23 protein-coding genes and 1 riboswitch are annotated in these 24,280 nt (G+C 66.9%); of the genes, 17 read left to right on the forward strand and 6 right to left on the reverse strand.

What is annotated here, in order from left to right:
- Positions 1–41 precede the first annotated feature (41 nt).
- The 9 genes from dnaK (at position 42) to KF730_RS03830 (ending at position 11,618) form a co-directional block, all read left to right on the forward strand.
- A complete protein-coding gene (dnaK, locus tag KF730_RS03790; protein ID WP_294092365.1) occupies positions 42–1,952 on the forward strand; it encodes a molecular chaperone DnaK in 1,911 nt (636 codons plus the stop codon).
- Positions 1,953–2,033: 81 nt separating this feature from the next.
- Positions 2,034–3,155 carry a molecular chaperone DnaJ gene (gene dnaJ, locus KF730_RS03795; protein ID WP_294092366.1) on the forward strand — a complete coding sequence of 374 codons (1,122 nt, stop codon included), beginning with the start codon at positions 2,034–2,036 and terminating at the stop codon, positions 3,153–3,155.
- 58 nt (positions 3,156–3,213) lie between these two features.
- Positions 3,214–3,936, forward strand: a complete 723-nt coding sequence (locus KF730_RS03800) for a response regulator (RefSeq protein WP_294092367.1) — start codon at positions 3,214–3,216, stop codon at positions 3,934–3,936.
- The gene (locus KF730_RS03805) at positions 3,933–5,261 is read left to right on the forward strand and encodes a HAMP domain-containing sensor histidine kinase (RefSeq protein ID WP_294092368.1); all 1,329 of its coding nucleotides are present in this window, start codon (positions 3,933–3,935) and stop codon (positions 5,259–5,261) included. Before KF730_RS03800 ends, KF730_RS03805 begins: the two co-directional genes overlap by 4 nt.
- A 138-nt stretch (positions 5,262–5,399) precedes the next feature.
- A complete protein-coding gene (locus tag KF730_RS03810; RefSeq protein ID WP_294092369.1) occupies positions 5,400–7,649 on the forward strand; it encodes a glycoside hydrolase family 3 N-terminal domain-containing protein in 2,250 nt (749 codons plus the stop codon).
- Positions 7,646–8,992 carry a gluconate:H+ symporter gene (locus KF730_RS03815; protein WP_294092371.1) on the forward strand — a complete coding sequence of 449 codons (1,347 nt, stop codon included), beginning with the start codon at positions 7,646–7,648 and terminating at the stop codon, positions 8,990–8,992. Before KF730_RS03810 ends, KF730_RS03815 begins: the two co-directional genes overlap by 4 nt.
- 11 nt (positions 8,993–9,003) lie before the next feature.
- Complete coding sequence (locus tag KF730_RS03820; protein WP_294092373.1) at positions 9,004–10,014, forward strand: SMP-30/gluconolactonase/LRE family protein; 1,011 nt, start codon at positions 9,004–9,006, stop codon at positions 10,012–10,014.
- Positions 10,015–10,146: 132 nt separating this feature from the next.
- Complete coding sequence (locus KF730_RS03825) at positions 10,147–10,890, forward strand: NUDIX domain-containing protein (RefSeq protein WP_294095682.1); 744 nt, start codon at positions 10,147–10,149, stop codon at positions 10,888–10,890.
- The gene (locus tag KF730_RS03830; protein WP_294092374.1) at positions 10,887–11,618 is read left to right on the forward strand and encodes an extensin family protein; all 732 of its coding nucleotides are present in this window, start codon (positions 10,887–10,889) and stop codon (positions 11,616–11,618) included. The genes KF730_RS03825 and KF730_RS03830 overlap by 4 nt, the downstream gene beginning before the upstream one ends.
- Before the next feature lie 33 nt (positions 11,619–11,651).
- On the opposite strand, the gene KF730_RS03835 is transcribed toward KF730_RS03830, so the two are convergent.
- Together KF730_RS03835 and manD are read right to left on the reverse strand one after the other, a co-directional pair.
- Positions 11,652–12,203 (reverse strand): hypothetical protein, encoded by a 552-nt coding sequence (locus KF730_RS03835; protein WP_294092376.1) that lies wholly within the window; start codon positions 12,201–12,203, stop codon positions 11,652–11,654.
- Positions 12,204–12,423: 220 nt separating this feature from the next.
- Positions 12,424–13,635 (reverse strand): D-mannonate dehydratase ManD, encoded by a 1,212-nt coding sequence (manD, locus tag KF730_RS03840; protein WP_294092378.1) that lies wholly within the window; start codon positions 13,633–13,635, stop codon positions 12,424–12,426.
- An 87-nt stretch (positions 13,636–13,722) separates the two neighbouring features.
- On the opposite strand from manD, the gene KF730_RS03845 reads away from it, so the two are divergent.
- From KF730_RS03845 to KF730_RS03855, 3 genes are all read left to right on the forward strand, one after another.
- Entirely contained in the window at positions 13,723–14,493 is a 771-nt protein-coding gene (locus KF730_RS03845; protein WP_294092379.1) for a FadR/GntR family transcriptional regulator, read from the forward strand.
- Positions 14,494–14,701: 208 nt separating this feature from the next.
- Positions 14,702–15,124, forward strand: coding sequence for a thioesterase family protein (locus KF730_RS03850; protein WP_294092380.1), 423 nt, complete (start codon positions 14,702–14,704; stop codon positions 15,122–15,124).
- Between the two features lie 124 nt (positions 15,125–15,248).
- Positions 15,249–15,425, forward strand: coding sequence for a YegP family protein (locus tag KF730_RS03855; RefSeq protein ID WP_294092381.1), 177 nt, complete (start codon positions 15,249–15,251; stop codon positions 15,423–15,425).
- On the opposite strand, the gene KF730_RS03860 is transcribed toward KF730_RS03855, so the two are convergent.
- The 4 genes from KF730_RS03860 to ispH form a co-directional block, all read right to left on the reverse strand.
- Positions 15,418–15,783, reverse strand: coding sequence for a hypothetical protein (locus KF730_RS03860; RefSeq protein WP_294092383.1), 366 nt, complete (start codon positions 15,781–15,783; stop codon positions 15,418–15,420). The genes KF730_RS03855 and KF730_RS03860 overlap by 8 nt on opposite strands.
- 76 nt (positions 15,784–15,859) lie before the next feature.
- On the reverse strand, positions 15,860–16,300 hold the full coding sequence (gene rnhA, locus KF730_RS03865; protein ID WP_294092384.1) for a ribonuclease HI: 441 nt from the start codon (positions 16,298–16,300) through the stop codon (positions 15,860–15,862).
- A complete protein-coding gene (gene thrB / locus KF730_RS03870) occupies positions 16,297–17,253 on the reverse strand; it encodes a homoserine kinase (RefSeq protein ID WP_294092385.1) in 957 nt (318 codons plus the stop codon). Before thrB ends, rnhA begins: the two co-directional genes overlap by 4 nt.
- A 128-nt stretch (positions 17,254–17,381) precedes the next feature.
- Positions 17,382–18,335 carry a 4-hydroxy-3-methylbut-2-enyl diphosphate reductase gene (gene ispH, locus KF730_RS03875; protein ID WP_294095685.1) on the reverse strand — a complete coding sequence of 318 codons (954 nt, stop codon included), beginning with the start codon at positions 18,333–18,335 and terminating at the stop codon, positions 17,382–17,384.
- 218 nt (positions 18,336–18,553) lie between these two features.
- Here ispH and KF730_RS03880 point away from each other — a divergent pair, with 218 nt between their 5' ends.
- The 5 genes from KF730_RS03880 to gcvPB all read left to right on the forward strand — a co-directional run bounded on the left by KF730_RS03880 (position 18,554) and on the right by gcvPB (position 24,269).
- Complete coding sequence (locus KF730_RS03880) at positions 18,554–19,189, forward strand: hypothetical protein (RefSeq protein ID WP_294092387.1); 636 nt, start codon at positions 18,554–18,556, stop codon at positions 19,187–19,189.
- A gap of 238 nt (positions 19,190–19,427) precedes the next feature.
- A riboswitch (glycine riboswitch) is annotated at positions 19,428–19,521 on the forward strand.
- Positions 19,522–19,683: 162 nt separating this feature from the next.
- Positions 19,684–20,847, forward strand: a complete 1,164-nt coding sequence (gene gcvT / locus KF730_RS03885) for a glycine cleavage system aminomethyltransferase GcvT (RefSeq protein WP_294092389.1) — start codon at positions 19,684–19,686, stop codon at positions 20,845–20,847.
- A gap of 3 nt (positions 20,848–20,850) precedes the next feature.
- Positions 20,851–21,222, forward strand: a complete 372-nt coding sequence (gene gcvH / locus KF730_RS03890) for a glycine cleavage system protein GcvH (protein ID WP_294092391.1) — start codon at positions 20,851–20,853, stop codon at positions 21,220–21,222.
- Positions 21,223–21,342: 120 nt separating this feature from the next.
- A complete protein-coding gene (gcvPA, locus tag KF730_RS03895) occupies positions 21,343–22,701 on the forward strand; it encodes an aminomethyl-transferring glycine dehydrogenase subunit GcvPA (protein WP_294092392.1) in 1,359 nt (452 codons plus the stop codon).
- A complete protein-coding gene (gene gcvPB / locus KF730_RS03900; protein WP_294092394.1) occupies positions 22,698–24,269 on the forward strand; it encodes an aminomethyl-transferring glycine dehydrogenase subunit GcvPB in 1,572 nt (523 codons plus the stop codon). The genes gcvPA and gcvPB overlap by 4 nt, the downstream gene beginning before the upstream one ends.
- Positions 24,270–24,280 lie beyond the last annotated feature (11 nt).

Genomic DNA, 24,280 nt, shown 5'->3' on the forward strand with positions numbered 1-24,280 from the left:
GGCCATAAGCTTTTGATTTTGATAGGGGCCAACGAGGGACCATGGCTAAAGTAATCGGTATCGATCTCGGCACGACCAATTCGTGCGTAGCGGTGATGGAGGGCGGCAAGCCCAAGGTTATCGAAAATGTCGAAGGCGCGCGCACCACGCCGTCGATCGTCGCCTTCGCCAAGGATGGCGAGCGGCTGATCGGCCAGCCGGCCAAGCGCCAGGCGGTGACCAACCCGGATTCGACCGTGTTCGCGGTCAAGCGCCTGATCGGCCGCCGCTTCGACGATCCGATCACCAAGAAGGACACCGAGCTGGTGCCCTACACCATCGTCCGCGGTCCGAACGGCGACGCATGGGTGCAGGCGGGCGGCGAGGACTATTCGCCGTCGCAGATTTCGGCTTTCATCCTCCAGAAGATGAAGGAAACCGCCGAGGCCTATCTCGGTGAGACCGTGACCCAGGCGGTGATCACCGTCCCGGCCTATTTCAACGACGCCCAGCGCCAGGCGACCAAGGATGCCGGCAAGATCGCCGGCCTCGAAGTGCTGCGCATCATCAACGAGCCGACCGCGGCGGCGCTCGCTTACGGTCTCGAGAAGAACGACGGCAAGACCATCGCGGTCTATGACCTTGGCGGCGGCACCTTCGACATCTCGGTCCTCGAGATCGGCGACGGCGTGTTCGAGGTGAAGGCGACCAACGGCGACACCTTCCTCGGCGGCGAGGATTTCGACGCCAAGCTCGTCCAGTATCTCGCGGAAGATTTCCGCAAGGCCGAGGGCATCGACCTCACCAAGGACAAGCTCGCGCTCCAGCGCCTCAAGGAAGCCGCCGAGAAAGCCAAGATCGAGCTTTCGAGCGCGCAGACCACCGAAGTGAACCTGCCCTTCATCACCGCCGACGCCAATGGGCCGAAGCATCTGGTCAAGCAGGTCAACCGCGCCGAGCTGGAGCGCCTCGTCGAGGATCTCATCCAGCGCACGCTCGAGCCGTGCCGCAAGGCGCTGGCCGATGCCGGCGTCAAGGCTTCGGCGATCGACGAAGTGGTGCTGGTCGGCGGCATGACCCGCATGCCCAAGGTTCGCCAGATCGTGAAGGAGTTCTTCGGCAAGGAGCCGCACACCGGCGTCAACCCCGACGAGGTGGTGGCGATCGGCGCGGCGATCCAGGCCGGCGTGCTTCAGGGCGACGTCAAGGACGTGCTGCTGCTCGACGTGACGCCGCTGTCGCTCGGTATCGAGACGCTGGGCGGCGTGTTCACCCGCATGATCGACCGCAACACCACGATCCCGACCAAGAAGTCGCAGGTCTATTCGACTGCCGATGACAATCAGCAGGCGGTGACCATCCGCGTCTTCCAGGGCGAGCGCGAAATGGCGGCGGACAACAAGATGCTCGGCCAGTTCGATCTGGTCGGTATCCCGCCGGCGCCGCGCGGCGTGCCGCAGATCGAAGTCACGTTCGACATCGACGCCAACGGCATCGTCAACGTCTCGGCCAAGGACAAGGGCACCGGCAAGGAACAGCAGATCCGCATCCAGGCCTCGGGCGGGCTCAGCGACGCCGACATCGATCAGATGGTCCGCGACGCCGAACAGTTCGCCGAAGACGACAAGAAGCGTCGTGCCGCGGCCGAAGCCAAGAACAATGCCGAGAGCCTCGTCCACACCACCGAGCGTCAGCTCGCGGAGAATGGCGACAAGGTCGACGATGCGCTCAAGGGCGAGATCCAGGCCGCGATCGACGAGACCAAGGCCGCGATCGACGCCGGCGATGCCGATGCGATGCAGGCCAAGTCGCAGAACCTCGCCCAGGTGGCGATGAAGCTCGGCCAGGCGATCTACGAGAAGCAGCAGGCATCGGAGGCTTCGCCTTCGGCGGGCGGCGATGCGGCTCCAGAAGCTGGCGGTGAAGAAGTCGTTGACGCCGAATTCTCCGAAGTCGACGAAAACAAGGCGTAAGATGCGTATCCCCCGTCATTCCCGAGCGGCGCACCAACAGACGGCGCCGCGAGGGAGTGGCGGGCGGGGCGGGGGCCCAAGATGACCACCGAAGTCGATTATTACGAGCTGCTCGAATGCGAGCGCACTGCCGACGATGCGACGCTCAAATCCTCCTATCGCAAGCTCGCGATGAAGTATCACCCCGACAAGAACGGGGGCTGCAAGGATCACGAGGCCAGGTTCAAGGCGGTCAGCGAGGCCTATGAGGTTCTCAAGGATCCGCAGAAGCGCGCCGCCTATGACCGGTTCGGGCATGCCGCGTTCAAGAATGGCGGCGGACCCGGCGGCGGCTTTGGCGGCGGCCAGGATTTCGGCGCGTTCAGCGATATTTTCGAAAGCGTGTTCGGCGAGTTCATGGGCGGTCGCGGTGGCGGCCGGCCCAATCGCCGCGGCGCGGATCTCCGCTACGATATGGAGATCACGCTGGAGGACGCCTATCACGGTGCCGCCCGCGACATCACCGTCGATGTTTCGGGCCTGTGCGATCCGTGCGACGGCACCGGCGCCACGCCGGGGACGCAGGCCAAGCAGTGCCAGACCTGCGGCGGCCACGGCAAGGTCCGCGCCCAGCAGGGCTTCTTCATGGTCGAGCGCGCCTGCCCCGCCTGTCACGGCGCCGGTGAAGTCATCGCCGATCCCTGCAAGCATTGCCGCGGCGAAGGCCGTACCGACAAGACCAAGACGCTCAAGATCAACGTGCCGCCCGGCGTCGATGAAGGCACCCGCATCCGCCTGCAGGGCGAAGGCGAGGCTGGCGCGCGCGGGGCGCCGTCGGGCGATCTCTACATCTTCCTCCATGTGAAGCGTCACGCGATCTTCGAGCGCGAGGGCACCAATCTCCACGCCCGCGCCCCGATCAGCTTCACCACCGCGGCGCTGGGCGGTGAGATCACGCTGCCGGGCCTCGATGGCGAGAAGCATGTCGTCAAGATCACGCCGGGCACGCAGAGCGGCCGCGAAGTGCGTCAGCGCGGCGCCGGCATGCCGGTGCTGCAAGGACGCGGGCGCGGCGATCTGGTGGTCGAGCTGACGGTCGAGACCCCGACCAAGCTGAGCGCCAGGCAGCGCGAACTGCTTGAGGAGTTTCGTTGCACCGAAACCGGCGAGGAATGTCCCGAGAGCCAGGGCTTCTTCGCCAAGATCAAATCGGCGCTGGGGTAGGGTGGAGCTGACGCGTCGGTGCAACATTCCAGACGCATATCGGGTTAAGACCGGCAACATGATCAACGCCCCCATCCCCGCGGACGACTCAGCCACATTGCTGGTCGTCGATGACGACCACGATATCCGCATGCTCCTCGCCAACAGCCTCGGCGCGCGCGGCTATCGCGTCGAGACCGCGTCGAACACGCGCGACATGGATCAGATTCTCGCGCGCACGTCCGTCGATCTCATCATTCTCGACGTGATGATGCCCGGCGAGGACGGGCTCTCCGCCTGCCGCCGCATCGCACAGAAGGACGGCCCCGAAGTCGTGCTTTTGAGCGCGCTGGGTGAGGAGCAGGACCGCATCCTCGGCCTCGAGGTCGGCGCCAGCCATTATCTCTCCAAGCCGTGCAGCCCGCGCGAGATCCTCGCCACGGTGCGCGCGGCGCTGCGCAAGCGCGGCGCCAGCGCCGCCGCCGAGAGCGATGTCTATACGTTCGAAGGCTGGCGGATCGATCTCGGCAGCCACGAATTGTTCGATCCCAAGGGGGTGCTGGTCGGGCTCACCGATGGCGAGTTCGCGGTGCTGCGCGTGTTCATCGAGCGGCCGCGCCGGGTGTTGTCGCGCGAGGCGTTGCTGGCGGCGGCGCGCGGTCCGGATTCGGATGCCTATGACCGCGCCATTGATGTGCAGGTCAGCCGCCTGCGCCGGAAGCTGCGCTCGGGCGGCGACGAGATCATCCGCACCGTCCGCAACGAAGGCTATCTGTTCGTGCCCCGGGTCTCGCGCGGATGAGGCTGGGGAGCGTGGCGCGCGCGCCATTGTTCCTCCGCGTATTCCTGCTGATGCTGATCTGCGTCGGCGTCGTCCAGTTGATGAACCTCGCGCTGCTGATCGCGGTGCAATCGCCCGCGGCGCGGCTGTCCACCGTCGGCGAGGTCGCCGACGCGCTCCAGCGTGGCGCGGATCACACCGGCGCGTTCGATGTCAAACGCACCGATACCGTCCAGACCTTCAAATGGACTCCGCGCGCGGAGCGTCTTGGCCTGGCGCTGGCCACGGCGATGCAGGTCGATCCCGGGCGGGTCGAGGTCCATTTCCCCACACCCTTCCTCCAGCGCGAGCTGGTCTATAATCGCGCCGGCATTCCCGCGCCGGTCGCGCCGGCCAGCGCCGATGCCGCGCGCACGGCGGTGCTGACCGGCGATTTCGTCGCCTCGCTGCGCCATCCGGACGGCACCTGGACGGTGGTCCGCTCGGGCGGGTTCGAGCCGTGGCGCTGGTTCGTGCTGCTGTGGCTGATCCTGTCGGCGGCGGCGGTCGCCCCCTTCGCCTGGACGCTGGCGCGCCGTCTGACCAAGCCGATCGCGACTTTCGCCGAAGCGGCGGAGCGGCTCGGCCGCGATCCGCGCGCCGCGCCGATCCCGCTGGAGGGCCCCATGGAAATCGCCGAGGCGGCGTCGGCGTTCAATCGCATGCAGGCGCGGCTCAATCGCTATGTCGATGATCGCGCCACCGTCGTCGGCGCGGTCGCGCACGATCTGCGCACGCCGCTGATGCGGCTGGGCCTGCGTCTCGAAGGCGCTCCCGAAGACCTGCGCACCGCCTGCGAAGGCGATATCCGCGACATGGAGGCGATGGTCTCGGCGACGCTTTCCTATGTCCGCGACACCAACACCCTGCTCGAACGCCGCCCCCTCGATCTGCGTTCGCTGGCCGAGACGGTGATCGACGATCTCAGCGATCGCGGCGCCGCGGTCTCGCTTGCTCCGGGCGAACCGGTCGTGATCGTCGGCAATTCGGCCGCGCTCAAGGCGATGCTCGCCAATCTTGTCGGCAATGCCGTCAAATATGCGGCCGGCGGCGAAGTCAGCATCGTGGCCGATCCCGATCAGGTGCGCGTCGAAGTCCGTGACGAAGGGCCGGGCATGCCGCCAGAGGATATCGAACGCGCCTTCGAACCGTTCTTCCGTGGCGAGCGATCGCGCAACCGCGACACCGGCGGGATCGGACTCGGCCTGCCCAGCGCCCGCGCCGTGGCCCGTGCCCATGGCGGCGATCTGACGCTCAAAAGCCGCGAGCCGCGCGGTCTCTCCGCGATCGTTACGCTGCCACTATAGGGGCGCCGCGGCGGCTGCCCCCAAGGCACACGCGCGACCGGGCTTTGCATCGGCGCGCGTTCGCGGTAGCGCTAACAATGCTGAGGATTGACGCGAAGTCAGCCGCGCACGACAATTTTGGCGGGAGAGGGGCCGGCTATGGGGACCAAGGGGATCGACCGCCGCGCGCTGGTCAAGGCCGGAGCGATGCTGGCGGCGTCGGCGTGGCTGCCGATGGCGCGCGCGCAAGGCGTAGTCCGGCCCAGCAAGCGCATCAATGCGCTGCTCGCCGAAATGACCCTCGCCGAAAAGCTCGGCCAGATGAGCCAGATTCCCGGCGGCCGCCAGCGCGCGCTCAATTCGCGGCTCGATGCGGCGATGCTCGATCGCGTCCGCAAGGGCGAGATGGGCTCGTTCCTCCACGTCGCCGGTGCCGAGCCCCTGCGCGATCTCCAGCGCCTCGCCGTCACCGAAACCCGGCTCAAGATTCCGCTGCTGTTCGCGATGGACGTGATCCACGGCTACCACACCACCTTGCCGGTGCCGATCGCGCTGGCGTCGAGCTGGGATCCCAAGACCGCCGAGCGAGCCGCGCGCATCGCCGCCGAGGAGGCTTGGGCCGCCGGCCTCCACTGGACCTTCGCGCCGATGGTCGACATCACCCGTGACGCGCGCTGGGGACGGGTGGTCGAAGGAGCGGGCGAAGACCCCTATCTCGGCGCGCGCATGGCCGCGGCGCAGGTGCGCGGCTTCGAGCCCGATGGCACCGCCCGCCGCAATGGCATTCTCTCCTGCGCCAAGCACTTCATCGGCTATGGCGCGGCGATGGGCGGGCGCGACTATGACAGCGCCGATATTTCGGAGCGGACGCTCCACGAAGTCTATCTGCCGCCCTTCTTCGCCGCGGCGCAGGCCGGCGCGGGCAGCTTCATGGCGGCGTTCAACGATGTCGCGGGCGTGCCGATGACCGCCAATGCCGCATTGGTGAACGGCTTGCTGCGCGACCATTGGGATTATCAGGGCATCGTCGTCAGCGACTGGAACGCGATCCGCGAGCTGATCAACCACGGCACCGCCGCCACCCCGGCCGAGGCCGCCGCGCAGGCGTTGCGCGCGGGGATCGACATGGACATGGCGAGCGCGACCTATGCCGGTTATCTCGCCGAGGCCGTTGCCGCCGATCCCGCGCTGATGCCGCTGATCGACGCGGCGGTCCGCCGCATCCTGATGGCCAAGGAGCGGTTGGGGCTATTCAACGATCCCTACGCGTTCGGTGATGCCGATCAGGATAAGCTCTCGTCGGACCGCCGCCCCGCCCGCGATCTGGCACGCAAGTCGATCGTCCTGCTCCGCAACGAAGGCGCATTGCTGCCGCTCAGGCCGGGCGCGAAGCTGGCGCTGATCGGCGGGCTTGCCGACGACGCCTCGACCACCCTCGGCTCGTGGCGCGCGCGCGGGCTGGCGGAGAACGCGGTGACGCTGCGCGCGGCCATGCCCGGAGCGGTCTTTGCCGATGGCAAGGATATTCCCGCCGCCGTTGCCGCCGCGAAGCGCGCCGATATCGTCCTGCTCGCGATCGGCGAGGATTTCGATCTGTCGGGAGAGGCGCGCAGCCGCTCGGATATCGGCCTGCCGGGAAACCAGCCGGCCCTGGTCGAGGCGATCAAGGCTACCCGCAAGCCGATCGTGGCGGTGCTCATGAACGGCCGTCCGATGGCGCTGGAGTCCGCGCTCAGCGGCATCCCCGCCGTGCTCGAAACCTGGTTCCTCGGCATCGAAAGCGGCCCGGCCATCGCCGATATCCTCACCGGCAAGGTCTCGCCCGGCGGCCGTCTGCCGATGGGTATGCCGCGCGTCACCGGCCAGGCGCCGATGAGCTATGCCCACTTCCCCAGCGGCCGTCCCGCCAATCCCGATCTCGGCATCGACAGCGCCCGCTACCGCGATGTCGATATCGGCCCGCTGTTCCCGTTCGGGCACGGGCTCAGCTATGCGAAGTTCGATTATGGGCCGGTCGAGCTGAGCGGCCCGGTGTTGAGCCGGTCGGGAACTCGCATCACGGTCGCGGTCACCAATTCCGGCGCGGTCGAAGCCGATGAAGTCGTCCAGCTCTATATCCGCGCGCCGGTCGCAGCGGCGGCGCGGCCGGTCAAGGAATTGCGCGGTTTCGCCCGCGTGACGCTCGCGCCGGGCCAGAGCAAGCGCGTGACCTTCACCCTCCGTTCCGACCAGGTGGCGATCTGGTCCGAACAGGGCTGGGCGGTCGCGCGCGGCCGCGTCGAACTGATGCTCGGCAGTTCCTCGGACGATATCCGCGCGCGTGCCGAACTGACGGTGGCCGAAGCCTATGTCACCACGCCCCATGCCGCGCCCGCCGCCGCGATCGAGACACGCGTGAATATCGCATGATGGGCGAGCCCTGGACCACGCTGCTGATTGTCGCCGCCAGCATCGCCGCGGTGATCGTGCTGGTGCTGCGGGTCAAACTCCAGCCGTTCCTCGCCCTGCTGCTGGTCGCGCTGGTCACCGGTCTCGCCTTCGGCGCCGATCCGCAGGCGGTGATCGCCGCCGTCCGCAAGGGCACGGGCGAGGCGTTGGGCTTCGTCGCGGTGGTGATAGGCCTCGGCGCGATCCTCGGCGGGCTGCTGGAGGCGTCGGGCGGGGTCAACGCCATCGCCCACCGCCTGCTCGATGCGTTCGGCGAGCGCCGTATCCCCTGGGCGCTGACCGTGGTCGGCATCATCGTCGGCATTCCGCTCTTCTTCGACGTCGCGTTCATCATCCTCGCGCCATTGCTGACCACGCTGGCGGTGCGCGCGCAGCGCCGCATCACCTATTTCGCGATACCGCTGCTCGCCGGCCTGATGGTGATGCACGCGCTACTGCCGCCGCATCCGGGTCCGGTCGCGGTCGCCGAGCTGATCGGCACCGATTACGGCCTGCTCGCATTCTACGGCCTGGTCTGCGGCATCCCCGCCGCGATCCTCGCCGGTCCGGTCTTCGCCCGGTTCGCCCATTCGGCGCCCGGCTGGGGCGATCAGAGCCCGCCGCCGATGCTAGACCAGGGCGCGCCGCAGACCGCGCCGATCGGCTTCTGGCCAGCCTTGGTGGCGATGCTGGTGCCGCTCGCGCTGATCCTGCTCGCGGCGGTCGCGGGACAGTTCATGGCCGATGGCCCCGCCAAGGCCACGCTCCAGTTCATCGGCCATCCCTTCACCGCCTTGATCCTCGCCACTCTCTCGGTCACCGCCTGGCTGCGCTTCCGCGTCCATGCCCCGCTCGAGACGATCTCCAGCATCATGACCCGCGCGCTCGAGCCTGCCGGGCTGATGGTCCTCGTCGTCGGCGCCGGCGCCGCCTACAAGGAGGTGCTGATCGAAAGCGGCGCCGGACAACAGGTCACCGTGGCGGTCGCCTCGGCGCAGGTATCGGTGCTGGTGTTCGCCTTCCTGCTCGCCGCCTTCGTGCGGATCGCGCAAGGCTCGGCGACCGTCGCGATGGTCACTGCCGCCGGGCTCGCCGCGCCGCTGATCTCCGCCGCCGCGCTGTCGCCCAGCCGGATCGCGCTCGTGACCATCGCCATCGGCGCCGGCGCCTCGATCGCCAGCCATGTCAACGACACCGGCTTCTGGCTGGTGAAGCAATATCTGGGGCTCACCGAAGCCCAGACCTTCCGCAGCTGGACGCTTTGCGCCACCATCGCCGGTGCGACGGTCTTCGCGATGGCCGCATTGCTGTGGAATTTCGTGTGAGGGGAAATGGAATGATCCGAACGACACGCCGCACGGTCCTGGCCGGCATCGCCGCCACGCCCTTTCTGCCGGGCCTCGCGCGCGCGGAGGCGGTGGGCAGGATCACCCGGTTCGACGACGCCCTGGATGCGGTGATCGACGTCGCTTCCCCGATCGAGGTGCTCGGTACCGGCTATAAATGGGCCGAAGGGCCGGTATGGGTGAAGAAGGGCGGCTATCTGCTCTTCAACGATGTCCCTTCGAACGTCTGCTACCAATGGCGGAAGGGGAAGATCGCCAAATTCCTCGATCCCTCGGGTCTGACCGGGCCGATCCCGGCGGGCATCCGCGAGGCCGGGGCCAATGGCATGGTGGTCGATGCGCTCGGACGGTTGATCATCGCCGACAGCGGCACCCGCGCCATCGCCGCGATCGATCTCAAGACCAAAAGGAAGACGATCCTCGCCGACAAATCCGAGGGCAAGCGCTTCAACAGCTGCAACGATGTCGCGCTGCACAGCAACGGCACGATCTATTTCACCGATCCGCCTTATGGTCTCGCCGAAGGCGACAAGTCGCCGCTCAAGGAGATCGATTTCAACGGCGTCTACCGGCTCGATCCGCAGGGCAAGGTCAATCTGATCGACGCCGATCTCAGCCGCCCCAACGGTGTCGCTGTCTCCGCCGACCAGCAGATCCTCTATGTCGCGATGTCCGACGAGAAGCGCCCGCAGGTGCTTGCCTATCCGCTCGATGTCGAGGGCGGCGTTTCGGACTATCCCAAGGTCTTCTGCGATTTCAGCGCGGAATTGGACCAGAAGCTCCCCGGCCTGCCCGATGGCATCAAGGCCAGCCGCGGCGGCCATGTCTTCGCCACCGGCCCCGGCGGGGTCTATATCCTCGCCGCCGATGGCAGGAAGCTCGGCCTGATCTCGACCGGCAAGGCCATCGCCAATTGCTGCTTCGGCGAGGATGGCAAGACCCTGTTCCTCACCTCCAGCGATATGATCGCCAGGGTCCGGCTGAAGATATCGGGCTGGTGAGCCGCTTCTACCGTTCTCCTGCGAAAGCAGGAGCCCAGAGCCACAAACCGCATCGCTCGTGACCCCGGACCCCTGCTTTCGCGGGGCAACAAATCTGCTTCAACAGCGGTCGTGCCGATCCTAAAGCAAAGCATGGCCGAGCCCGAGGCGATTCCCGCAGCTACCGTGATCGTGATGCGCGAGGGCGCCGGCGCGCCCGAACTGCTTATGGTCGAGCGCGCCGCGGCGATGTCGTTCGCGGGCGGGGCCTTGGTGTTCCCCGGCGGTCGTGTCGATCCCGGCGACCATGCCCTCGCCGCCACCCTGCCGGGCGACCCCGACGATCTCGCCGCGCGCATCGCGGCGGTACGCGAAACGCTGGAGGAGGCGGGCGTCGCGGTCGGCATCGACATGCCCGGCGCCGTGATCCCCGATCTCGGACGGCGGCTCTATGCCGGCGAAACCCTCGGAGCTTTGCTGGCCGAAGCGGGCGGGGCGCTGCGCCTCGACGATCTCGTTCCCTTCGCGCGCTGGCTGCCCAACAATGTCCGCCACAAGGTGTTCGACACACGCTTCTATCTCGCCCGCGCGCCCGAAGACGCCGAGCCGGTGGTCGACGGCAACGAGAATGTCCGCGTCTTCTGGGCCAGCGCGCGCTCGATCCTCGATGCCGCCGATCGCGGCGAGACCAAGATCATCTTCCCGACCCGCCGCAATCTCGATCGGCTGGCGTTATTCGGCTCTTATGCCGATGCCGTCGCCGATGCCCGCGCGCATGAGATCCGCACCGTCACGCCGTGGATCGAGGAGCGGGAAGGGGCCCAGTTCCTCTGCATCCCCGACGATCTCGGCTATCCGATCACCGCCCAGCCTCTAGCCGACGCGAACCGCCTGTGACCGGCGTCAAACAGGCGATCATCGCGGTGCTGATCTTCACGCTCGTCGCCGGCGCGTTGCTGCTCGGCCTCGCGGTGTTGCGCGGGCGCCCGCAGGATTTGCCCTGGACTCGCCTCGATCTCGGCGCGCCGATCGGCATGTTCACCGGCCGCAAGCTCGCCGGCCTCACCGACAATTACGCCCGGTGCCGGGCGCTGCTCCGCGCCGCCGGCGTGCGCTACACGATGCTGCCCGCGGTCAAGGGCGACGGCCAATGCGGCTATTCGGACGGCATTCGTTTCGACGAGGGCGGATCGCAGCAGATCGACTATAGCCCCGCCAATCTCGGCACCTCATGCCCCGTCGCCGCCGCGCTGGCGGTATGGGAATGGAACGTCGTCCAGCCCGCCGCGCAGCGCCGCTTCGGCGCCCGAGTCACCCGTATCGAGCATCTCGGCAGTTATTCCTGCCGCCGTATCTATGGCCGCAGCGCCGGCGACTGGAGCGAGCACGCCACTGCCGACGCGCTGGATATCGCCGCCTTCCGCCTGTCGAACGGCGAGCGGATCAGCGTGCTCGAAGACTGGAAAAAGGGCGGCGAGAAAGCCGGCTTCCTGCGCGAGGTCCGCACCGGCGGCTGCAAGCTGTTCTCGACGGTGCTCTCGCCCGATTACAACGCGGCGCACCACGATCATCTGCACTTCGACCAGGCCGAGCGCGGCGAGATGGGATGGCGGGCGTGTAGGTGACCTAAATCCCTCCCCCTCCGGGTGAGGATTATCTCAGTTCGAAAGCGCCGTCCCGTCGACCTTTTCCACCCATTGCGGGAAGAATGCCGGCTGACGGTTCGACCAGCCCGAGGCGGTGGCCGCGGCTTCGCTGATCGACTGGAGCAGCTTGCGGCGCAGGTCCGGGTGGAGGTGCGGCAGGGCGGCGGCGGCGCAGAACGCCGCTGGCAGCCATGGACGAACCTCGGCCCCGATCAGCCGCTCATAGAGGAAGCGGAAGGCCGAGAAGGTGGTGATCCTGCCCTGGCCGAGATCGAACGCGGCGATGGTGACGAGCGGCGCCATGAACGGCTCGATCGAATCCAGATCGGCATCGTCGGGCATCAGAGCGCGGACTTCGTGAAGCCGGTCATAGATGCGGGCCTGGGCCCGGATGCTGGCGGCTTCGGTGCCGTCGCGCGACCAGCGCTCCAGCGCGTCGTCGCGCTCAAGGCCGATATCGAGGCTGCGGCGCACATAGCGCTGCGTCGCCGCGCTGAATCCGGCAAATTCTTTCATCTCGGCCAGCGTCATCGCGCCCTCGGCCGGTTTCATCTTCGCGCCCATGCTCTTCGACTCCCCGGTACTCAACCCTCCGAAAGCCGTTATGCCGCGTATTGGTTAACGAGCGGCTTAACCGACTTGTTCTCCCCGGTTCAGAATGGAGCCGGAAAGCGGGGACGGAGCAACATGGCTTGCGATGAGTTGAGTCCCGGCACACAAAAATGTCGCCAGGTGATGCGTTTGCGCAACTAAGTTAAAATCCGGATCGGTCCCGGAACGAGCCTCACCAGCTGTGCATCGTTCCGTCTTCGAGACGGTTTACCGGCAGATAGGCGCGCTTATATTCGTACTTCGCGGCCAGCGCCTCATCGATATCCACGCCCAGGCCCGGCGCGTCGCCCGGATGCATCAGCCCCGATTCGAAGCGGTATCCGTGGGGGAACACCGCGTCGGTCTCGGCCGAGTGGCGCATATATTCCTGGATGCCAAAATTGGGCACCGACAGGCCGAAATGCAGCGCCGCCGCCATCGTCACCGGCGACAGGTCGGTCGCGCCGTGGCAGCCGGTCTTGACCTGATAGAGATCGGCAAGTCCCGCGATCCGGCGCAGATGGGTGATGCCGCCGGCATGGACCACCGTCGCGCGGATATAGTCGATCAGCTGCTCTTCGATGAGTTGCTTGGCGTCCCAGATCGAATTGAAGATCTCGCCGACCGCCAGCGGCGTGGTGGTGTGCTGGCGGATCAGCCGGAACGCGGCCTGGTTCTCGGCCGGGGTCGTGTCCTCCAGCCAGAACAGTCGCCACGGCTCCAGATCCTTGCCCAGCCGCCCGGCCTCGATCGGGGTCAGCCGGTGATGCACGTCGTGCAGCAGATGCACGTCCCAGCCCAGCGCATCGCGCGCCTTCTCGAACAGCTTTGGCACGTGGCGCATATATTTGGCGGTCGACCAAACCGTCTCGTCGGGCAGCGAGCCCTTGGCCGGTTCGTAATAGAAGCGCTCGCCCGATACCCCATAGGTGGTGGCGATCCCCGGCACCCCCGATTGCAGCCGGACGGCCCTGTAGCCCTGCTCCAGATATTCGTGCGCACGCTCGATCGTCTCGTCGATGTCGGAGCCATTGGCATGGCCATAGACCATGCAGCCCTCGCGGCTGGCCCCGCCGAGCAATTGATAGACCGGCAGGCCGGCGACCTTGCCCTTGATGTCCCATAGCGCCATGTCGACCGCGGCGATCGCCGACATCGTCACCGGGCCGCGCCGCCAATAGGCGCCCTTGTAGAGATACTGCCAGATATCCTCGATGCGGTGCGCGTCGCGCCCGATCAGGCAGGGAATGACATGGTCGGTCAGATACGCGGCCACCGCAAGCTCGCGCCCGTTGAGCGTGGCGTCGCCAACGCCGTACACGCCTTCCTCGGTTTCGATCTTGAGCGTTACGAAGTTGCGGCCGGGACACGTCACGATGACGCGGGCGTTTGTGATGCGAGGCAAGGCGGTATTCCCGAAAGTGGCCTGACCAATATCCACTTGTCCCATGCCCCGTGTCAACCTACGAGATGTAAGACGATCGGGACTGCGATGAAGATTACCGGCAACAAGCTGTATCAGCGGGTGGCGGCGTCCGTCACCGAGGGGATCGAGGCGGGGCGCTGGGCGGTCGGCACGCGGCTTCCCGGGGAACGTGATCTGGCCGACGAGTACAAGGTCAGCCGCCCGACGATCCGTGAAGCGATGATCGCCCTGGAAATGCAGGGCTGGATCGAGGTGCGCCACGGCTCGGGCCTCTACGTCACCAGGCGCGATCATGGCGCCGGCCGGCGCGAGGACGCGCTCAATTTCGATGTCGGCGCCTTCGATCTTATCGAGGCGCGAATCCTGTTCGAAGGCGAGGCGGTGGCGCTCGCGGCGGTCTCGATCACCGACGAGCAACTCGCCGAGCTCGATGCGCTGCTCGAAGAAATGGCCGCGGACGATCCGAACGAGCCCATGGTGATCGATGCCGATCGCCGTTTCCACCTCGCCATCGCCAATGCCACCGGCAATGCCGCGATCCGTAGCGTCATCGAATATCTCTGGGAGTTGCGGGTCAAGTCGCCGCTCGCCGCCAACATGTTCGCCCGCGCCAGGCGTGGCGGCGTCACCCCGCGCGTCGATGAGCATCGCCCGATCCTCGCCGCGCTCAAGGCGCGCGATCCCAATGCCGCGCGCAACGCGATGCGTCTGCACCTGCGCGGGGTGGTCGATGATCTGCTCGAAGCCACCGAGCTGGAGGTGATGGAGCGCGCCCGCAACGAGCTCGATGCCCGGCGTGACAGCGTCTCGAAGCGGCTCGAGATCGGCTCGGTTTGACACCGATCTCACGGCGGACATGATTGGCCTTACCAATTTGAGGCCAGAGATTTGGCGCCAGAGATCTCGTCGCGGTGGTTGATTGATCCGATTGATCGCGTCCGCGCCGCGAACTGCCGCTACGGCAAGCGGGATTTCTCGGAAAGGCGCGGTTTTCTGGGGGTTTTCAGCGATTTTTGTGTCGCCTTTACGTTCACGTCAGGCTATGATGCGCCTCGTGACCACCGCCGCGCTCCCTTATGAGTTCCCGATCGACGTCGCGCAGGACGATATCGACTTCATGGGCCATGTGAACAACGCCTCCTATCTCAAATGGGTTCAGGAAGCGGTGATCAGCCATTGGCAGGCGCTGGCTCCGGTCGAGGCGGTCGCCCAGCATCTCTGGGTCGCGCTCAAGCACGAGATCACCTATCGCCGCCCGGCGTTCCTCGATGACGACGTCGTCGCGACGGTGCTGCTCGAAAAGGTCCATGGCGCGCGCGCCTTTTACGAGACGATCATCAAGCGCGGTGGCGAAGTCCTCGCCGAAGTGAAGTCGAGCTGGTGCTGCATCGACGCCGAGACGCTGCGCCCGGCGCGGCTCACCCAGCAGGTCATCGACAAGTTCTTCGTGCCGCGCGCGGCGGGCTGATATCCGTGGCCGCGTCGTCGGCCGGCACGGAAATCGACCGGATCGGCATGTGCGCGCGCATTTGGCGCTAGCCCCGTCCCGCCGGGGCCGCTAATCTGGATCAATCATCAGCGGAGTGCTTGGCATGGCTCACAAGTTCGAAATCTACAAGGACAAGGCGGGCGAGTTCCGCGTGCGCTTCAAATATAACAGCGAGATCATGTTCTCGACCGAGGGGTATTCGAGCAAGACGTCCGCCCAGAACGCCATCGAATCGATCAAGAAGAACGGTCCGGGCGCTCCGATCGAAGACATTAGCTGATCCACGCGCGCGGCTGCGGCCAGACCGTATTCGCGCTCATGGCCGATCGCCGCACAACGCGGCGACGGTTCGTTCGGTCAACCGCGCGCAATCCACGCCGGCGAAGCGCGCGGTGTCGTCCAGCGCCGCCCGGATATTCGGCCCCAGCGTTTCGCGTAGCCGGCGGCGCGCGCGCAGATAGCCGGGTTCTCACGCCTTTCGACAATATCGCGAGCAGCAGCCCCAGGCCCGTCGCGCCGAGCGCCGCATGCAGCAGCGACGGGCGCCATCGCGCTATCCGTCCTCGCAACACCGAACTGGCGAGCACCAGCCCACCGATCGCTCCCGCGCCAAAGGCGATCAAGGCATAGATCAACATATCGCATCCCCTCAAGAACCCCGCTGCCAGCCGCGGACGATGATTGGATGCCTTTTTCCGGACGAGGTTCCCGGCGTTACTGCGCCAGCGCGGCGTCGCTCGCGAGGGTGTCGGCGCGCTCATTGTCGGGATGGCCGGCATGGCCCTTCACCCACACCCATTCCACCCGGTGCGGCTTCGATGCCGCCAGCAGTTCCTGCCACAGATCGGCGTTCTTGACCGGCTTCTTGTCGGATGTCCGCCAACCATTCTTCAGCCAGCCGTGGATCCACTTGGTGAGCCCGTCCATCACATAGCGGCTGTCGGTCGAAAGCGTCACCCGGCACGGACGCTTCAACGCCTGCAAGCCGCGGATCGCCGCCATCAGCTCCATGCGGTTGTTGGTGGTATGCGGTTCGCCGCCCGAGAGTTCCTTCTCGGTCCCGCCCATCCGCAGCACCACGCCCCAGCCGCCGCGCCCGGGATTGCCCTTGCACGCGCCATCAGTGGCGATCTCGACATGCTGGAGCTCGGTCATGCGAACAGCGCCGCGCCGTGCGCCTGATAGAATTCGAGGCGGCGCAGATAGGCGAGGGGATCCTTGCGGGTCACCATCGCGTCGGCGGGGGTGTTGAGCCAATCCCATGCCCGGCTCAGCAGGAAGCGAAGCGCCGCGCCCTCGGCCAGCACCGGCAGCGCCGCGCGCTCGGCGTCGCTGAGCGGGAAGCTGGCGGTATAGCCCGCGATCAGCGCTTCGCCGATCGCCGCGTCATAGTCGCGCCCGGTGCCGTCGAACGCCCAGGCGCCGTGCATCACGGCGAGATCGTAGGCGCGGATATCGGTGCAGGCGAAATAAAAGTCGATCAGTCCGGTCACCGCGTCGCCGAGCATCAGCACATTGTCCGGGAAGAGATCGGCGTGCACCGCGCTCGTCGGCAGGTGTCGCGGCCAGCGCGCGACGATGTCCTCCAGCGCGCCGGACACGCGCGCGAATAGACCCGGCGCGATCCGGTCAAGACTCTCGCCGCAACGTTCGAGCAGCGGCCGCCAGCTATCGACGCCCATCGAATTGGCCCGGCCGAGGGTGAAATCGTCGAGCGCGGCATGCATCCGGCCCATCGCCGCCCCGGCCGAGATCGCCTGCGCCGCGGTCGGATGCGTCACGGACACGCCCGGCAGGAACTGGATCAAGCACGCCGGCCGCCCCTCCAGCGCATGGATTTCGGCGCCAGTGCGATCCTTGATCGCCGGCGGTACCGGCAGGCCCTTGGCCGCGAGGTGATCGAGCAGCGCCATGAAATAGGGCAAATCATCCGCCGCCACCCGCTTCTCGTACAGGGTCAGGATGAAGCGGGCCTTGGTCGTATCGACCAGGTAGTTGGAATTCTCGACGCCTTCGGCGATGCCCTTGGCCGAGACCAGTTCGCCGACATCGAATTTCGCGAGAAATGTGTTGAGGGCTTCCGCCGATACGTGCGTGTAGACTGCCATTGCGCCCCCAAACCGTCGTCATCCCGGGCTCGACCCGGGATCCCGCTTCTTCTTCCGCTGAAAAGGCAGCGGAACCCCCGGGTCAAGCCCGGGGTGACGAGAAAAACTTGAGCCGGCCGAACCGGTGGCTACGCCGCCTCCAGCCCGCGCGGCAGCTTGAAGACGACATTCTCCTCGATCGTCTCGACTTCGCGTTCGGTCACTTCGAAGCGCTCGGAGAGCTTGTCGATCAGCTCACGCACCAGCAATTCGGGCGCCGACGCTCCCGCGCTGATCCCCACGGTGCCGACCCCCGCCAGCCATTCCCAGTCGATATCCTCGGCGCGCGGGATCAGATAGGCGGTGGTGCCTTGCCGCTCGGCGACTTCGACCAGCCGCAGCGAATTCGACGAATTGGTCCCGCCGATCACGATCATCAGATCGACGCCGCTGGCGATCGCCTTCACCGCGCCCTGGCGGTTGGTGGTCGCATAGCAGATGTCGTTCGGCCCCGGCGCGAGGATCGCCGGAAAGCGTCGTTTGAGCACCGCCAGCGTCGCTGCGGTGTCGTCCACCGACAGAGTGGTCTGGGTCAGGAAGGCGAGGGTATCCGGATCCGCCACGGTCACCGCCTCGGCGTCCGCCGGCGTCTCGATCAGCGTCATCGCACCCTCGGGCACCTGTCCGAACGTGCCGATCACTTCGGGATGCCCGGCATGGCCGATGAACAATATATGCCGCCCCGCCGCCACCAGCCGCTCGGCCTGGCGATGGACCTTGGAGACCAGCGGGCAGGTGGCGTCGAGATATTCGAGACCCCGTTCGGCCGCCTTGGCGGGCACCGCCTTGGGCACGCCATGCGCCGAGAACACCACCGGCACGCCGTCCGGCACCTTGTCCAGTTCCTCGACGAATATCGCGCCCTTCGCCTTCAGGCTATCGACCACGAACTTGTTGTGGACGATCTCGTGGCGGACATAGACCGGCGCGCCATATTTCTCGATCGCCAGCTCGACGATGCGGATCGCGCGATCGACGCCGGCGCAGAAGCCGCGCGGCGCGGCGATCAGGACTTCGAGGACGGGTTTTAGCGGCTCAGGCATGTTGGACTCGGTTGGCGGCACCAGCCCGCTCCCCCGCCCGGCCTCCCAACGGCAGTGTATTCTACGGGAAGCCGGGCGGGGGAGCGGGCTGGTGCCGAAACGCCGCGTCAGCGGCACAAGGCCCCCCTACGCGATTGCTTGCGTGGACGAAAGGCGGTTCCTATGGTGCCCGCCGTTTCCGGGCCCGTGCCCGCAGTGTTTCGAAAGGTGCCCCCAACTTGGTTCGCAAGCTCGCAATCTCCGCCCTGATCCTGCTCGCCGCCGGCGGATGCAGCCGTACCGGCGAGATCACCGATGGCGGCATCACCGCGCTGCGCTCGGCCTGCCCGCGTGTCGGCGTGCCTGCCGGCACCGGCGACGTCACCCAGTTCAATCCGCCTTCCAGCCGCGAGGCTTCGGCGATCGACGTCACCGCGACGCTCACCAACGTCACCTCGACCTGCGACGAAGCGGGCGAGCAGATCGTCACCACGATCAATTTCGAGGTGCTCGGCAGCCGCCGCGACGCCGGCGCGGCGCGCGACGTCAGCCTGCCTTATTTTGTGACGGTCGTACGCGGCGGCACCGCCGTGATCGCGAAGAGCATCAACCGCGTGACGCTCCACTTCGAAGCCGGCCAGACCCGCGCCAGCACCAAGGGCCAGGCGACCACCCGCGTCGATCACGCCGCCGCGACGCTCCCCGAGGATGTCCGCCGCCGTCTGACCGAAAAGCGCAAGGCCGGCGAGGAAGCCGCCGCGATGGATCCGCTCGCCGATCCCGCCGTCCGTCAGGCCGTGCTGTCCGCGACCTTCGAGGCGCTGGTCGGCTTCCAGCTGACCGAGGACCAGCTCAAGTACAACATGACGCGCTGAATCGATCCTCCCCGGCACGGGGAGGGTGTGCGGGCGAGATTGTGTCCGGGGGACACAATCTCGCCCGCACACGCCCGAAGGGCGTGGTCGAGGGGGAGCGCCGCAAGCGTTGCGTTGCGTTGAGCACCCCCTCCGTCAGCCCCGGAACAAGTCCGGGCCTGCCACCTCCCCGTGCCGGGGAGGATTGAATGGGCGATTGACTCGAATCACCGCGCCAGCCAAGGCTCCGCTTCGTCGATAGGCACGCGCGGGAGAGTGTGAGGCATCCAGCCTCACCGCCGAAGGAGCAACCGCCCCGGAATCTCTCAGGCACCAGGGACCGCGCGGGCACGACACTCTGGAAAGCGCTTCCCCGAAAGGGGCGGCCACCGAAGGGGTAAGCTCCGCGCAAGCCGGAGCGAAAGCTCTCAGGTTCCCGTGACAGAGGGGGCGATGGACATGCGCGTGAGCGGTCACGCCGGTTCGTCGTTCTATTCTGCCGCCGGAGCGATGTGATGAGCCAGCAAGTCCAGGATCAGTTACTCAGCGGCGATCCCGAAGGCGGGGAGGGCGAGCCCGCCCTCGCGCTGCTGGCGCTCGACGCATGGCACCGCGCCCATGGCGGCCGGATGGTTCCGTTCGCCGGCTATGAGATGCCGGTCCAGTATGAAGGCATCATGGCCGAGCATCTCTGGACGCGTGAGAGCGCCGGGCTGTTCGACGTGTCGCATATGGGCCAGCTGATCTTCTCCGGTCCCGGCGTCGAAGCCGCACTCGAAGCGCTGATGCCGGCAGACATCGCCGCGGCCAGGCCCGGCAACCCGGTCTATTCGCTGCTGCTCGCCGAAAATGGCGGGATCCTCGATGATCTGATGTTCACCCGGCGCGACGACGGCTCGATCTACATGGTCGTTAACGGCGCCTGCAAATGGGACGATATCGCCCATTTCCGCGAGCATCTGCCTGACGAGATCGAGACCAACTATCTCGAGGATCAGGCGCTGCTGGCGCTGCAGGGCCCGAAGGCGGTCGATGCCCTGTCGCGCCTGATCCCCGGCGTCGAGGCGTTGGTCTTCATGCAGGGCGGCTTGTTCCAGTGGCAGGGCCATGAGCTGTGGATCAGCCGCTCGGGCTATACCGGCGAGGACGGCTTCGAAATCTCCGTCCCCGCCGCCGCTGTCGAAGCGCTCGCCGATGCGCTCACCGCGCAGGACGAGGTCAAGCCGATCGGCCTCGGTGCCCGCGATTCGCTGCGTCTGGAGGCCGATCTCCCGCTCTACGGCCACGATCTCGATACCGAGACCACCCCGGTTTCCGCCGCGCTCGGCTTCGCGCTCAAGAAGCGCCGCCGCGAGGAAGGCGGCTTCCCCGGTTACGAACGCATCATGGCCGAGCGCGAGACCGGCCCGATACTCAAGCGCGTCGGGCTCGTCATCGACGGCCGCCAGCCGGTCCGCGAAGGCGCCGCGGTGGTCGACGCCGACGGCACCGAAGTCGGCCGCGTCACCTCGGGCGGCTTCGCGCCTACCGCGCAGAAGCCGATCGCCATGGCCTATGTCCCCGCCGCCCTGTCAGCGGTCGGCAGCAGGATCACCCTTGCCCAGCGCGGCAAGATCCACACCGCGGAGGTCGTGCAAATGCCCTTCGTCCCCCATCGCTATGTCAGAAAGGGAGCCTGACACATGAGCCGCTATTACACCGAAGATCATGAATGGGTCGAAGTCGATGGCGACATCGGCACCGTCGGCATCAGCGAATACGCGCAGAGCCAGCTCGGCGACATCGTCTTCGTCGAGACGCCGGACGAGGGCAAGGAAGTCTCCAAGGGCGACGACGTCGCCGTGGTCGAGAGTGTCAAGGCCGCGTCGGATGTCTATTCGCCGGTCTCGGGCACAGTGTTGGAGGGCAACGCCGCCCTCGCCGACACCCCCGAACTGGTCAACGAAGACCCCGAAGGCGATGGCTGGTTCTTCAAGATCACGCTGAGCGACCCGAGCGAGGTCGAAGGGCTGATGAACGACAGCGCCTATGCCGAGTTCGTGAGCAAGCTGTGACCTAACTCCCCCTCCCTTCCAAGGGAGGGGGTCGGGGGGTGGGTGCCCTCCACAAGCGATAGTCCCGGGGGCGCACACCCACCCCCAGCCCCTCCCTTGGAAGGGAGGGGGGAGAATGTGATGCGCTATCTGCCTCTTACCCCTTCCGACCGCCAGGAAATGCTCGGCGTCATCGGTGCCAAGTCGATCGATGACCTCTTCGCCGACGTGCCGCAAGCCGCCCGGCTCGACGGCCCGATCCCCGGCCTGCCGCTCCACGCCAGCGAGCTCGCGGTCGAGCGCCACATGTCGGCGCTCGCCAGGAAGAACCTCGCCGCCGGCGACGGGCCGTTCTTCCTCGGCTGCGGGGCGTACAAGCATCACGTGCCGGCGTCGGTCGATCATCTGATCCAGCGCGGCGAGTTCCTCACCGCCTACACGCCCTACCAGCCCGAAATCGCGCAGGGCACGCTGCAGATGATGTTCGAGTTCCAGTCGCAGGTCGCGCGCCTGCTCGGCTGCGACGTCGCCAACGCATCGATGTACGACGGCTCGACCGCGTGCTGGGAAGCCATCGTCATGGCCCGCCGCGTCACCCGCCGCGGCAAGGCGATCCTGTCGGGCGGGCTCCACCCGCATTACGTCTCGGTCGCCAACACCATGGCCAAATTCACCGGCGATCAGCTTGTGACCAGCGTCCCGACCCTGACCCCGAACCCCGACACCGACGATCTCATCGCCCAGATCGACGACGACACCAGCTGCGTCGTCGTCCAATACCCCGACATCCTCGGCCGCATCGCCGATATGTCGAAGCTCGCCGACGCCTGCCACGCGAAGAAGGCGCTGCTCGTCGCCGTCGTCACGGAGCCGGTTGCGCTGGGTGCGATCAAGTCGCCCGGCGAGATGGGCGCGGACATCGTCGTCGGCGAGGGCCAATCGATCGGCGTCGGCCTCCAGTTCGGCGGGCCCTATGTCGGCATGTTCGCCTGCTCGGAAAAGCTGGTCCGCCAGATGCCGGGCCGCCTGTGCGGCGAGACCGTCGATGCCGAGGGCAAGCGCGGCTTCGTCCTCACGCTCTCCACCCGCGAGCAGCATATCCGCCGCGAAAAGGCGACCTCGAACATCTGCACCAGCTCGGTGCTGTGCGCGCTCGCCTGGTCGATCCATATGACCCTGCTCGGCGAAAAGGGCCTGCGCCAGCTCGCCCAGATCAACCATGCCGCCGCCTCCGCCGCCGCCGATGTGCTGGCGAGCGTTCCCGGCGTCGAACTGATCACCCCGGCCTTCTTCAACGAGTTCACCCTGAAGCTCTCCAAGGAAGCCCGCCCGGTCGTCCGCGATCTCGCGGCGCAAGGCATCCTCGCCGGCGTCTCGCTCGGCCGCCTCTACCCCGGCGAAGCGAGCTTGCAGAATGGCCTCGTCGTCGCCGTCACCGAAACCACCACCAAGGAGGACGTCGAGACCTTTGCCTCCGCGCTCCGGGAGGCACTGGCATGAGCACGATCAACCAGAGCGGCTGGCGCCCCACCACCCCCGAGGCCGGCGGCAGCGACGCCGCCACCTTCACCGGCAACCGAGCGCTGATGCTCGACGAGCCGCTGATCTTCGAGATCGGCTCGATCAGCACCACCGGCGTCGATTTCGCCGAAGCGCCCGCGGGCAAGTCGCGCCTCGCCGGTCTTGAGCGCCACCGCGACATCGGTCTCCCCGGCCTGTCCGAGCCCGAGACGGTGCGCCATTACACCCGCCTCAGCCGCCAGAACTACGCCATCGATCTCGGCCTGTTTCCGCTCGGCAGCTGCACGATGAAGCACAATCCGCGCCTCAACGAGCGGATGGCGCGGCTGCCCGGCTTCGCCGATCTCCACCCGCTGACCCCGGTCGATTGCGCGCAGGGCGCGTTCGAAGTCATCGACCAGCTCGCCCACTGGCTGATCACGCTCACCGGCATGCACAGCGTCGCGATGAGCCCCAAGGCCGGCGCGCATGGCGAGCTGTGCGGCGTCCTCGCCATCCGCGCCGCGCTCGATGCGCGCGGCGAGCAGGCCCGCAAGATCCTGCTGGTTCCGATCTCGGCGCACGGCACCAACCCCGCCACCGCCGCCTTTGCCGGCTTCACCGTCGAGGACATCCCCGCCACCGATGACGGCCGCGTCGATCTCGCCGCGCTCAAGGCCCGCCTGGGCCCGGACATCGCCGGGGTGATGATCACCAACCCCAACACCTGCGGCCTGTTCGAGCGCGACATGAAGGCGATCTCGGATGCGGTCCATGCGGCCGGCGGCTATGTCTATTGCGACGGCGCCAATTTCAACGCCATCGTCGGCCGCGTCCGCCCCGGCGATCTCGGCATCGACGCGATGCACATCAACCTCCACAAGACCTTCTCGACCCCGCATGGCGGCGGTGGCCCCGGCTCGGGCCCGGTGGTGCTTTCCGAAGCGCTCACGCCCTATGCGCCGTTGCCCTTCGTCGAGCGCGACGGCGATCATTTCCGCCTCGTCGAGGAGGAAACCGCCGGCGAGCACCATGCTGGCACCTTCGGCCGCATGACCGCCTTCCACGGCCAGATGGGCATGTTCACGCGAGCCCTGACGTACATTCTGTCCCACGGCGCCGACGGTCTCCGCCAGGTCGCCGAGGATTCGGTGCTCAACGCCAATTACATCCTGCGCAGCATGGAAGACGTGCTCGACGCGCCCTTCGCCAAGAGCGGACCGTGCATGCACGAAGCGATCTTCAGCGATAAGGGCCTGCCCGAGGGCTTCTCGACCATCGACATCGCCAAGGGGCTGATCGACGAGGGTTTCCACCCGATGACGGTCTATTTCCCGCTCGTCGTCCACGGCGCGATGCTGGTCGAGCCGACCGAGACCGAGAGCAAGGCCACGCTCGATCAGTTCATAGGAGCCTTCCGTTCCGTGGCCGAACGCGCTAAGGGCGGCGACCCCGCGATCCGCACCGCGCCGCATTTCGCGCCGCGCCGCCGTCTCGATGAGACGCTGGCCGCGCGCAAGCCGGTGCTGGCGTGGAAGGAGCCCGTCGGGGCGCAGGCGGCGGAATGACCGCTCAGGAG

The sequence above is a fragment of the Sphingomonas sp. genome, from assembly GCF_019635515.1.
Classification (GTDB): Bacteria; Pseudomonadota; Alphaproteobacteria; order Sphingomonadales; family Sphingomonadaceae; genus Sphingomonas.